This window comes from Microcoleus sp. bin38.metabat.b11b12b14.051, assembly GCF_013299165.1.
Lineage (GTDB): Bacteria > Cyanobacteriota > Cyanobacteriia > Cyanobacteriales > Microcoleaceae > Microcoleus.
On the sequence record NZ_JAAFKD010000016.1, the window covers coordinates 1 to 11781 of the forward strand.

At 43.6% G+C, this 11781-nt stretch carries 10 protein-coding genes; 8 read left to right on the top strand and 2 right to left on the bottom strand.

Going from position 1 to position 11781, the window contains the following annotated elements:
- The first annotated feature begins 308 nt into the window (after nt 1-308).
- From QZW47_RS17575 to panB, 5 genes are all read left to right on the top strand, one after another.
- Nucleotides 309-2111 carry a serine/threonine-protein kinase gene (locus QZW47_RS17575; RefSeq protein WP_293129115.1) on the top strand — a complete coding sequence of 601 codons (1803 nt, stop codon included), beginning with the start codon at nt 309-311 and terminating at the stop codon, nt 2109-2111.
- Nucleotides 2112-2254: 143 nt separating this feature from the next.
- Nucleotides 2255-3544, top strand: a complete 1290-nt coding sequence (locus tag QZW47_RS17580) for an ATP-binding protein (protein ID WP_293129116.1) — start codon at nt 2255-2257, stop codon at nt 3542-3544.
- Nucleotides 3545-3929: 385 nt separating this feature from the next.
- Nucleotides 3930-5600, top strand: a complete 1671-nt coding sequence (locus tag QZW47_RS17585) for a tetratricopeptide repeat protein (protein WP_293129117.1) — start codon at nt 3930-3932, stop codon at nt 5598-5600.
- 100 nt (nt 5601-5700) lie between these two features.
- Nucleotides 5701-6117 carry an aspartyl protease gene (locus tag QZW47_RS17590; protein WP_293129118.1) on the top strand — a complete coding sequence of 139 codons (417 nt, stop codon included), beginning with the start codon at nt 5701-5703 and terminating at the stop codon, nt 6115-6117.
- Nucleotides 6118-6549: 432 nt separating this feature from the next.
- Nucleotides 6550-7326, top strand: coding sequence for a 3-methyl-2-oxobutanoate hydroxymethyltransferase (gene panB / locus QZW47_RS17595; RefSeq protein WP_293129119.1), 777 nt, complete (start codon nt 6550-6552; stop codon nt 7324-7326).
- Between the two features lie 62 nt (nt 7327-7388).
- On the opposite strand, the gene tatA is transcribed toward panB, so the two are convergent.
- Nucleotides 7389-7586: a twin-arginine translocase TatA/TatE family subunit gene (gene tatA, locus QZW47_RS17600; RefSeq protein WP_293129120.1), complete on the bottom strand. Its 198-nt coding sequence runs from the start codon at nt 7584-7586 to the stop codon at nt 7389-7391.
- Nucleotides 7587-7718: 132 nt separating this feature from the next.
- Between tatA and QZW47_RS17605 the strand changes: the two genes are divergently transcribed.
- The 3 genes from QZW47_RS17605 (at nt 7719) to QZW47_RS17615 (ending at nt 10224) form a co-directional block, all read left to right on the top strand.
- Nucleotides 7719-8456 (top strand): phycocyanobilin:ferredoxin oxidoreductase, encoded by a 738-nt coding sequence (locus tag QZW47_RS17605; RefSeq protein ID WP_293129122.1) that lies wholly within the window; start codon nt 7719-7721, stop codon nt 8454-8456.
- Between the two features lie 773 nt (nt 8457-9229).
- The gene (locus QZW47_RS17610; RefSeq protein ID WP_293129124.1) at nt 9230-9817 is read left to right on the top strand and encodes a hypothetical protein; all 588 of its coding nucleotides are present in this window, start codon (nt 9230-9232) and stop codon (nt 9815-9817) included.
- Nucleotides 9818-9873: 56 nt separating this feature from the next.
- The gene (locus tag QZW47_RS17615) at nt 9874-10224 is read left to right on the top strand and encodes a multidrug efflux SMR transporter (protein ID WP_293129126.1); all 351 of its coding nucleotides are present in this window, start codon (nt 9874-9876) and stop codon (nt 10222-10224) included.
- A gap of 497 nt (nt 10225-10721) precedes the next feature.
- Here the strand turns inward: QZW47_RS17615 and QZW47_RS17620 are convergent, their stop codons facing one another.
- Entirely contained in the window at nt 10722-11633 is a 912-nt protein-coding gene (locus QZW47_RS17620) for a hypothetical protein (protein ID WP_293129128.1), read from the bottom strand.
- Nucleotides 11634-11781: the final 148 nt, after the last annotated feature.

Sequence of the window (11781 nt, forward strand, 5' to 3'; positions counted from 1 at the left end):
AGCCTTTGCTCAATCCCCAATCCCCAATCCCCAATCCCCAATCCCTTAGTGGGGGCGAGAAACCGGGTTTCTTAGAAAAATTTGCGTTGATTAGCGAGAAATATTCTAAGAAACCCGGTTTCTGAGGTGGGAGCGCGCAACAACGTACCTAAAAGTCAAAAGTCGGCAGCATAGCACATAATATGGACAGGACTTGTGCAGCAACCTAAATCCGTCGTTACAGCAATTTAACCTCGCTCAAAACCGGGTTTTGGCGTTAGCTGCACGTAAGTCTACTATGGATATCTAGCCCCATCTTTACTCTGGTTGTGCCTCACCCCTCTTCAAAAGCCGTCCACTGCATCAATCCAGATTGCCCAAGGCCTTACCCTCAGACTTGGGGCAACAATTTTTGTCAGAGTTGCGGGACTCCGCTGCGGCTAAAAAATCGCTACATACCTCTAGAAGGTCTCGGTTCCGGGGGTTTTGCAGCCATCTACACAGTTTGGGACACAGAAACTCAAACCGATCGCGTCCTAAAAGTATTGCTCGCAACTGCCCCGAAAGCGCAGAAACTGTTCGAGCAGGAAGCTTGGGTTTTAGCAATTTTGCGACACCCCGGCGTCCCGAGAGTCGAGGCAGACGGTTATTTTCACGTGCAAACTCAAAATTTTGCAGGCGGGGATGGAAATGCCGCAGCGAGGCGCTTGCCTTGTTTGGTAATGGAAAAGATTCACGGCAAAACTTTAGAAGAAATTATCGAAGAGCACGATCAGGGATGTCCGCAGGAATGGGTGTTTAGCTGGCTGAGTCAAGCTGTGGAAATTTTAGAGGAGTTGCATCGGTGTCAGATTATTCACCGCGACATTAAACCGAGCAATTTGATGCTGCGAGATCCAGAATCACCACAAGTATTGCTGACCAAGGGTTTAGGCGGTTTGCAGTTGGTGGCGATCGACTTTGGGGGAGTTAAACAGATGGGCGGCGGCGAACCGGGGGAGAAAGATTCTCCGAGCTCGACGCGGTTGATTTCGCCCGGGTACAGCCCGCCGGAACAAATTGTGGGCGGCGGTGTGGTGGCGGCGACGGATTTTTATGCTTTGGGGCGGACTTGCATTCATTTACTGACGGGGAAGTATCCGGCCGAAATTGAAGATCCGATGACGGGGGAGTTGCGGTGGCGGCATATTGTGTCTGTGACTCCGGCTTTTGCGAATTTGTTGGATGATATGGTGCGATCGAATATACAGCAGCGTCCGGCTTCGGCTGCGGATGTCAGGGCGCGTTTGCGGGATATTTATGCTAAGAGTAATGGCAAAATTGCGTTAGCGAAGCCCGCCCCTACGGGAGGCTCATCAACGAAGACGATCGCGCCTGTGAGTCAAGCTATTGTGGAATTTTGCCGACAAGTGGTGGTGGTGACGGCGCAAAAAACGGCAAGTTTGACGGTTTTGGTTTTCGGGGCGATCGCCCAAATCGTGGTAGCTTCTCTCGATACTGGCTGGGAAATGGTGCTCGGTGGCATTGGTGGATGCGCGGGGGCGATCGGCGGTTTGGTTTTGAGTTATGCTTCGCCTATCGGCCCTGAAGTTGCCAGTTTTCTGAATGAAGGTTTGCACCAATTAATCCATGACATGACTTTTAATGTCGGGCCGGAAGTGCTGCTGTTTGCTTTTGCGGGTTGGGGAACTGCGATCGGTTTGACTGATGCGGGGAGTTTTCGCCAACAAAAACAGTATTGGCTGTCGGGATTGATGGGTGCTCAGGGCTATTTATTGGCGGGTTTGTGTTGGATGGAAGCGACAGCTTCTAGTGGTGTGCAGGGGATTATTTTGGGGGCATTTGCGATCGCCTCTTTGACTGTGGGAATGGGTTTACGCAGCCATCAATTAGTGCACGCTTTGGTAGTGGCTGGTTGTTCTACAGGAATATTTCTGTTTTTGAATGTCTTGAACATTTTTCCGGGGAGTTTTTTGGGAATTTTGTCGCTGTCGTCTGGTGCTAACTTCGGCTGGTTGCAGGTTTGGGGCTCTATTGCATTTTTTGGTTTGTTGGGAAGTGCGATCGGGCTTTGTCTGGGAGTCAGTCATTATTTAGTTGTGCCCGTGTTGCGGTGGTTGGGATGGCGGTAGGAAATTAATCTCAAATTTTAATGTAAAATAGGTTAGGAATAAAGCTAACCGCAGATTTAAGGCAGATTAACACAGATGAACGCAGATAATTTGTTTTAGTTGTCTCAATTTTGAATCACAGTAAATCATAACTTCAGAGTGCCATGTCAAAAGTATTATTAGAATCTTTTCGGACAGCCTACGCAAATATGGAATTGTCGCCACTAATAACTCCGAAAGAAGTGGCAAACTTCCGCGTAGAATACGGTACGGAAGTCATCGAACAATTAGAGCAATTAGTCGAAGACGATCCATCGGGTAGCGGTAAAATTATATTTAGCGGACATCGCGGTTGCGGTAAGTCTACACTGTTGGCTGAGTTTTGTCGGCAGATGGACGATCGCTATTTTACAGTATTTTTCTCGATTTCCGACTTGATTGAAATGTCGGATGTCAATCATATTAACATTTTGTTTGCGATCGCAGTCCAGTTGATGACTGCGGCGGAAAAACAACAAATTCCGATTAAAAAATCAATTCAAGAATCATTTTATAACTGGTTTGCTACGAAAACTAAAACAAAAATTGACGAATTGGGCGCCAGCGGTTCGGTGGGTTTTAACTTGTTTAAGATGATTACAGGTAAGTTAAAAGCTGACGCGACAATTCGTGAAGAAATCAAACAAGAGTTTCTCCGCAAAGTTTCCGATTTGGTGGCGACAATCAACGAGATTGCTGCTGTAGTTGAAGACGGCGCGAAGAAACCGATACTCGTCGTGATTGATGACCTGGATAAATTGGATTTGGGTGTTGTTCGCCAAGTTTACCAGGAACATATTAAAGCGCTGTTTTTGCCGAACTTTAGGATGATTTTAACAACTCCGATTTCGGCACTGCGAGATGTTTCCTTGTCCGCCACTGTGGAAACGGAAACCAACGATCAAGTCGTGTTTATGCCAGTAACGAAGCTGTTTAAACGCGGGGAAAGCCGGAATCCTGATGCTGTACCAATGACGGAACCGGCGGCGAGATTGAAAGAGGTTTTAGCTAAACGGTTGGGTAGCGAATTGATTGAACAGGAAATACTCGATCGCATTGTCGCATACAGTGGTGGAGTTTTGCGAGAGTTGATTAGAATTGCGAATGAATGTTGCCGGATTTGTTTGCGCTTGGTGCGACGGCGGCCGGAAGATGTAATTAAAATTAATGCCGAGGTTGTTGAGGAGGCGGTTAATAAATTGCGTCTGGATTTTGACACTCGTTTAGGAACGACTGATTATGAGATGTTGATGACAACTTACAGAGAGTTTAAACCGGAAAATCCGAAGGCTAAAGAGTTTTTGGATTTGCTACATGGCTTGTATGTTTTGGAATATCGGAATGCTGTTTTGTGGTACGACATTCACCCGATCGTGCTAGAATTGTTGAAGCAGCGTGATGATTTTCCGGGTTAAGGTATTGTGGTATTGGTGTAAATTTAATGTCAAATGTTGTGTGGGTATTCTGTCTAGCGATTAAGGCCAGATCCCCCCTAACCCCCCTTAATAAGGGGGGGACAAGAAAGAATCCGATCAAAGTCCCCCTTCTTAAGGGGGATTTAGGGGGATCTAGCCTCGGATAAAAGCGAGATTTATCAACGGTTCCAGGCTTAAGTTGACACGACTTTAACTGGTTAAATGGTTCCCAGGCTAAGCGCCTGGTAACGAGTAGAAACGAGTTGAAAAATCGCTGGTATCGCAGGTTGAAGACTGGGTTAAAAAAAGGTTATTTTCTTCAGTCTGCGGAGGCAGACATTGTTTGTATAGACGCGGTTTCAACCGCCGTTTCATGTAAAATATTATGTCAAATTTAAACAGTCAAAATCAAGATAATTATGAAGATTTACTCGTATCAATTGAAGCGGGTAAAGATATTCTTAACTTGTTAATTGCTGTGTGCGATGATAGCGATTGTCGGGAACAACTAATCTCGAAGTGTGAAGCAGAACTAGAACCGGATATTCGCCGCTATCGGGTAGAATTGGCGAGGGGTGAACCGAGTTTGCGATCGGCTTTAGCGACTTTAGTAGAACGAGAACCCTATTTGCAGCAGCGGGGAAAAGCCGTAATCACCGTGATGGGTGTGGAAAAACTGCGGTTTTTTAAGGGCTTTGACAATGTGCGATCGGAACAAGAGGTGTTTTTTGGCTATTTGCAATGGACGCGGGAAGCTTTGCGGGAGTTTCCGTTTTCGATTGTGTTGTGGGTGACGCGACAAATTGAAGTGCTCATTAGCAATGACTCTCCTGATTTTTGGGGTTGGCGGAAAGGTGTGTTTCGGTTTGAAACTAAAAAAACGGCGACTGTTTCCAAAACTGAGTTTGAACCGTTTCGACAGCTAACTGAAGGCGATCGAGAACCGCCGAGTTTGATTCCGCTGGCAGATTTGCAGGATCTAATTGCGCGCGTACAACAGACAAAAGGACTCGCAGATCCGAGTTTGGCTAGTCTGTATGCGAGTATGGGGAAGATTTATCACAGAAGGATCGAGTCTGGAGAGTGCGAAAATTTTCAGGATGAGTATGAATTGGCGATCGATTTTTTCCAAAAGGCGATCGGGCTACAACAAGGGTTAGAGATGGAAGCGGAATTATCAAGTAGCTTGAATTACCTCGCCGGACTTTATGAATCCCAAGGAAGGTACTCGGAAGCCGAACCGCTGTATTTGCAAGCTGTCGAAATAGACAAGCGTTCGCTTCCTGAAGACCATCATGATTTAGCTATTGACTTCAACAATTTAGCCGCACTTTATAAATCCCAAGGAAGGTACTCCGAAGCCGAACCGCTGCTTTTGCAAGCTGTGGAAATAGACAAGCGTTCGCTTCCTGAAGACCATCCCAGTTTAGCTATTCACCTCAACAATTTAGCCGGACTTTATAAATCCCAAGGAAGGTACTCGGAAGCGGAACCGCTGTTTTTGCAAGCCTTGGAAATAGACAAGCGTTCGCTTCCTGAAGACCATCCCAGTTTAGCTACTCACCTCAACAATTTAGCCGCACTTTATAAATCCCAAGGAAGGTACTCGGAAGCGGAACCGCTGTATTTACAAGCTGTGGAAATAGACAAGCATTCGCTTCCTGAAGACCATCCCAGTTTAGCTATTCGTCTCAACAATTTAGCCCTACTTTATGAATCCCAAGGAAGGTACTCGGAAGCGGAACCGCTGTATTTGCAAGCTGTGGAAATAGACAAGCGTTCGCTTCCTGAAGACCATCCCAGTTTAGCTATTGACTTCAACAATTTAGCCGGACTTTATGAATCCCAAGGAAGGTACTCGGAAGCCGAACCGCTGTATTTGCAAGCCTTGGAAATTTTTCGCAGCAAGTTACCAGAAAACCACCCGAACATTCAGACTGTGTGGGAAAATTATGTTTTGCTGTGGCGGGAAGGAATTAGTAAAGGAGATTTGACATTTGAGCAATTGTCTGAACATCCTTTCGGGGAAATGTTATTAGCAGAACTTCAGGAATAAAGAAAAATATCGCTTTCAGTTACAAATATTGTTAAAATGTATAATATGCAGCCTAGATTGCATATCGAAACATTCCCTAGTCAAGCAAAAGGGTAAAAATATGGGCAGAGTTACCGCAACAATCGCCGTCACCAACCACATTGATGAAATTCTGGCAGAAAGAGGGTTTATATCAACAGAACAAATACGGTCTGTTACCCTCGATAATGTCTTAGTGGATACAGGTGCAACTCGACTTTGCTTACCAGCAGAGATTATCAGTCAGTTGGGTTTGTCAATGCTAGGCGAAATCGACGGAGAGACAGCCATCGGTACCAGAAAGTTTCGGATTTTCAAAGATGTGAGTCTTGTCATAGCGGGAAGAGAAGGAAGGTATGATTGCGTTGAACTACCCGCAGGACAAGAACCTTTAATCGGCTTAATTCCACTCGAAGATTTAGGCTTGGAACCAGATTTGAAAAATCAACGGTTGATTGTTTTACCAGCAGAGGGGAATCAAAGCTATATTCGGGTTTAGCAACAATATTTGTAGGGTGTGTCGCTATGAACAATCTCTAAATCCAATCGACAATTTCACGGCGACGCACCTGACTACTACTGATAATATCATTTCCGGTCGATCGATCGCAATCAGATTCGTTCGTAGTGCGGACTTAAGTCCGCAAAATTTAAATCTTTGCGGACTTAAGTCCGCACTACTAACCGTTTTTTTATGGTAATTGACCGGAGATGATATAAGAACTCGCTGGTGCGTGAGGCGCTGAATCCAGTTACTCGATTTGTGACAATTGTTAATCGCCGCGCCTCACACACCCTACAAGATTGATTGAGTTTTTTCTGGTGCGTGAGGTGCTGCAATCTTGTTACTCGATTTGTGACAATTGTTAATCGCCGCGCCTCACACACCCTACAATCTGGTAAACAAGTTAATATATATGTTGGCAATAAAATGACAGTAACTACTCATCAACTTATTCAGTGGAAACAGCAAGGGCGGGCGATTGTGGTGCTGACAGGTTATGATTATGCGATCGCCCAACTCATCGACCAAGCCGGCGCAGACATCATCCTCGTCGGCGATTCCCTCGCCATGACAATCTTGGGCTACGAGACAACACTCCCCCTCACCCTCGATGAAATGCTGCACCACGCTAAAGCTGTGCGTCGCGGAGTCAAACAAGCATTAATGGTTGTCGATTTGCCATTTTTAACTTACCAAGAAAGTCCCCAGCAAGCCATGCACTCGGCGGGAAGAGTTTTGAAAGAAACCGGCGCTCAAGCTGTAAAATTGGAGGGCGGATATCCAGCAATGGCCGCGACGGTTTCGCAGCTAACTTCCGCCGGGATTCCGGTGATGGGCCACGTGGGCTTAACTCCGCAGTCGGTACACCAACTCGGTTACAAAAAACAAGGCAAAACATCGGAATCTGCCGATCGCATCTTAGCAGAGTCGATCGCCCTCGAATCAGCCGGTGCCTTTGCGATCGTCCTCGAACACATTCCCGCAGACTTAGCCGCCCAAATTACCCAAAAATTAACTATTCCCACCATTGGTATCGGCGCGGGCCCGCACTGCGACGGACAAGTTTTAGTTACTTCCGATTTGTTGGGACTTTCCGAAAAACAGCCGCCCTTTGCCAAAGCTTACGCCAATTTGCGAGCAACAATTACCCAAGCTGTCAAAGATTATTCCCTAGAAGTTAGAGAACGAAAATTTCCCGAATAGGTTCGTAGTGAGGACTTTAGTCCTTAAAAAGGAGGATTAAAGTCCGAACGATCAAACCTAATTTACACCTTCGGCTGACCCTCTTCCTCATTCTCCTTCTCCTTGAGGGCGGATTCATCATCACCTAGACCGACCCCTTCCTTAAAACTCCGCAAGGTTTTTCCCAAAGCATTACCCAACTCAGGGATTTTCTTGGGGCCGAAAATGAGCATAGCCACTACCGCAATAATGCCCATTTCGGGCAATCCGAGACCAAACATAAACTCATCTCCTGTAAAACTTGCTCGATCGGCAAGTCAATCTGCTGGTATCCTTAAAAGTATCTACCTTTTTTCCTGCATCCTGCAACAGTAGAATCAAGTTTTATTAAGAGATCGCCCGATAAAATAGGAATGTTAGAAAGAGCCCAGCCTTCCCTCCGCGAGCAACAGCACCCTCTGATCCGCCAATTAGCAGACCGGATCGAATCAGTATGGCGTCGGTACCTCGACCTCGAACCCTACAACCTGCCCGCTGAGTTGGGATACGTAGAAGGGCGCTTGGAAGGAGAAAAACTGATCATTGAAAACCGCTGCTATCAAACGCCCCAATTCCGCAAAATACACCTCGAACTAGCTAAAGTCGGGCCGCTGCTGGATATCCTGCACTGCGTGATGTTTCCCAAACCGAATTACGCTTTGCCGATGTTCGGTACCGATATCGTAGCAGGCAAAGGTCAAATTAGCGCCGCGATCGCAGACCTTTCTCCCCTCAATCCCGATCGAACTTTGTCGGAAAAATACCGCACCCAACTGCAAACTCTACCCGTCAACCAGTTTTCTTGTCCCCGCCAAATTCCTGAATGGGGCGATATTTTCTCTGAATTTTGCCTGTTTGTCCGCCCCGATTCCCAAGAAGAAGAAAGCCGATTTCTCGACATAGTTGAATCCTACGTAGAAATTCACTGCAAACTCGCAGTCGCTTGCGAACCAGTTTCAGCATCCGAAGAATCGGAAATTCTGGACGCTCAAATTTACTACTGCACCCAGCAGCAGCAAAATGACAAAACCAGACGCGTACTCGAAAAAGCTTTCGGTCAAGATTGGGCCGAACATTACATGACCGAGGTGCTGTTTGACTTCCCTAAATAGTTGAATTCGGTTTACAATAGTTAATACTTGGTTAGCAATTCCCCGCTCTCTAACAGACGGGGACGATCTAAAATTTCAGAATCTTTCCATTGCTCAGTAATTCATAAATTAACTTTAGCAACACCGAAATTTATTCGGGCAAAATCCTGCTGTTGACTGTGCTTACTGTCTCTGCTCAAACAACATTGTTAACCTTGATTCCAGCTTGGCGATCTATCTAAGAATATAGTCTCTAAGTTCTTAACCAATAATTGTGGGAGGATCATCTCATTGCTAGAAAAAGGTAAGTGTTCAGGGGGGGGTACGAATTTAATAGGGTTTGGGACACTATTAAACCTCTAAGTTTGAAGTTAGGAGGCTAAGTCAAGTGATTTTATCGCCTGAAACCCTTATTGTCTGGTTACTTCCCTGAACAGTCACTACAAAAGTATAATTTATAGCTTAATTGCTCGATAAAAACCGATTGTGATAGTTGAGGATGTAACCTGTGGGATAGAATATAAAAAATCACCAATTTCCAATTTCCAATTCTCATTAGATAATACTGAGGGACAGAATAAATTTTTGGCAGTTATTGCCAAACGAGCTTTATCGGTTTATGATTTACTTTAGTCTAGCTCTCTTTTGCGCCCAAAGTTTCCTTTGGTTGATCTGTAATATGAAAATCCTTACCTCTGTTGTCTCCTTAATATTAGTATAACTAATATTAAGATTTCTTTATAATAAAAAATACTAATAATGTATTGCTAGATTTTTATATTTTATGTGGTTATATGGTTTTAGGAGGTTCCAGTAAATATATTGATGAAGCCTATGACGAATCGATTTTTCATAAAAAAATTGCACTATTCCTAGCTGCTATCTCAATGTTTTTACTTGTTTCTTTAGTTTATATAGACTACATCTCTGGGATAATTTTCATAGCTGTAGCTGTAGGATTATTGGGCTCTGGCAAAATAGACAACTTAATTTTTAGGCTTTTAACAGTATCGATTCTTATTTCTGCTATATTAAGACTATTAATTTCTCCAGTTGTAATCGACTTATCGTCGCTATCTACTGGGTTATTTATCTTTACTGCCATAGCCTTCTCATCTTTTGTAGATGAATGGTTAAATGATTTTAGCGACCGTCATAAAAATTCTTTACATTTTGTATTAAAATTTATTTTTCACAATCGGCTTATTACAAAAATAACTATTTTATTATTTTGTATTTTTGGTTATAAGCCTAAATTATATTTTATGGCTTTTTTGGGATTTGATGCAGCCTATTCACTTATAGATAATTTAGGAGATCGAGTTAAACAGAAAATTCTCAGAGCCAAACAAAACCGATTATATCCTGAATTTAAAATTTAAAACCCTTAAATTTTCCAGGAAATAAGCAAAACACAAAAAATTATTAAGGAACAAAAATGCCGATACCAAAGCCAGATTATTCTGTAAGCTGGATTTATCTAATGCTTGCCATCATTTTAGAAGCAGCAGGTACTATTTATATGAAATTCTCTGAAGGTTTCACAAAAGTAGTCCCCTCGATTTTAATGCTAATTTTTTATGGAATTAGTTTTATATTTTTAAATTTAGCTATTAAAAAGCTAGATGTGAGCGTAGCTTATTCAATTTTCTCCGGGTTGGGAATTGCTCTTGTTGCCATTGGAGGTATTTTATTTTTTAAAGACCCCATCACAATTTTTAGAATTGGTTCCATTTCTCTAATCATCCTCGGTGTGATTATTTTGAATCTTACAGGTTTATCTCATTAAACAATAAAGAATGCTAAGAAAGAAGGTACGAAGCAAAGAAACAAGAAAGCCGAAAGAATTCCCAATCTATAATTCAATACGGTTTACTTAAGACCCTCCTAGGGGTAAAACATGATGAAAAATCAACTCTGCGATTGCTTCGTTCCTCTCTTCGGACAATTTTAAGTAAACCGTATTGATCTATAATTTCCAATTAAGTCGAATACGGTTGACTTAAGAACGATCTGACTTGCACAAAATGCCTGTATTGCCATAAAATCGATCTCTGAAATTCGTCAAAAAGCCTATTTATCAACCGTATTTAAACATAGCCGATCGCATTATTCAGAATATAGCGCCAAAGAGTGTAACTGATGTATTCACAAATTCATTAACAATCCCAAATCTCAAGCGGTACCTCATGTACTTGATAAAAGCTATAAAAGACAGCCACAAAACACTGAAAAACCTACTGATACTAGAGTTATTTCAGGAAAATAATGTCAATTTTCCTCAATCTATTTGCGAGATCCTGGACGTTTTACTCCTACCTTAGCAGGACTTTTTGTTCCACCTTTGCCCGCACTTTTAGAACTACTTTTAGCATTTTTTTGACCCTTAGATCCTGCCAACTGACTCTCATTTTCATTGACAGCTCTGCCGGCCGGCGTTCTCGTCGTCCTAAACGTAACATTTACCCCTTCATTCGACTGTTCTAGCACCAACATCGGTGTCGGCTTTGCTTTTTGATCCCATTCAATATGAACGATGCGACCTTGAATAGTCGGCTGCCAACTGTCGTGATCGTCTGAAGGACTCAGATAAGTTTCCAAACAGTCAATAATTTGATTGATTGTCGCCGATGTTGCCTGAGTCGGCAGTTTCATCAGCTTAATTTGAATCCGAAACAGCACTCGCTTTTCTATTTTTACTGCCGGATCGCCAGTTTCATATTCGATATCAAACATCGAATCCACTTGCCGGCCGCTCCCCGCAGTCCCGTTTTTATCTCCTACTGCACCCTGAGTCGGACGCAGGGCAATACTAATTTTGTCTTTGACTTTTACCTTAATCTGGTTGACAATGGCAAAGTGAAAAACTTCTTCCGCCATCCGCATCCTCAGGTAGTCCAAATTAAAGTCTCGCGAGTGGATGAGGTCGGGGTTTTTTTCCATCTTTGACATGGTTTCCAGAGCCAGTTTGTATTTTTTCTGGAGTTCTCTATTTCTAAACTCCTCAAATTTGAGTTTCTTGCTCAAATCGTCGAGTTTGAGCTTGCTAAACACAGCTAAACCGATCAGCAATAACAACAGTAATCCCGACGCTCCCATGAAGAGTTGCTCTGGGGGCATATCTCCCGGTTTAGCCGATTTAGGTTTGGGAGAGGCTACTGCCAACCTTGCTTCTACAAGGATTATTTTGGTTGACATGGGCTTTTAAAGGGTAAATTTTGACGCTATCTTGATACAGGACTCCAGAGTAGAGCTGGCAGTGCAACTCGATCGACCAACCTTGACATCATTCCACCACCATTTTGGTACAACTGGATTTCTGCAACGCGAACAGGCACCCTCTAAT

Excerpts from the sequence above, each read along its gene's own strand:
- QZW47_RS17580 (WP_293129116.1), top strand. The coding sequence starts at position 2,255 with ATGTCAAAAGTATTATTAGAATCTTTTCGGACAGCCTACGCAAATATG.
- QZW47_RS17585 (WP_293129117.1), top strand. The coding sequence starts at position 3,930 with ATGTCAAATTTAAACAGTCAAAATCAAGATAATTATGAAGATTTACTC.
- QZW47_RS17590 (WP_293129118.1), top strand. The coding sequence starts at position 5,701 with ATGGGCAGAGTTACCGCAACAATCGCCGTCACCAACCACATTGATGAA.
- panB (WP_293129119.1), top strand. The coding sequence starts at position 6,550 with ATGACAGTAACTACTCATCAACTTATTCAGTGGAAACAGCAAGGGCGG.
- tatA (WP_293129120.1), bottom strand. The coding sequence starts at position 7,586 with ATGTTTGGTCTCGGATTGCCCGAAATGGGCATTATTGCGGTAGTGGCT.
- QZW47_RS17605 (WP_293129122.1), top strand. The coding sequence starts at position 7,719 with ATGTTAGAAAGAGCCCAGCCTTCCCTCCGCGAGCAACAGCACCCTCTG.
- QZW47_RS17610 (WP_293129124.1), top strand. The coding sequence starts at position 9,230 with ATGGTTTTAGGAGGTTCCAGTAAATATATTGATGAAGCCTATGACGAA.
- QZW47_RS17615 (WP_293129126.1), top strand. The coding sequence starts at position 9,874 with ATGCCGATACCAAAGCCAGATTATTCTGTAAGCTGGATTTATCTAATG.
- QZW47_RS17620 (WP_293129128.1), bottom strand. The coding sequence starts at position 11,633 with ATGTCAACCAAAATAATCCTTGTAGAAGCAAGGTTGGCAGTAGCCTCT.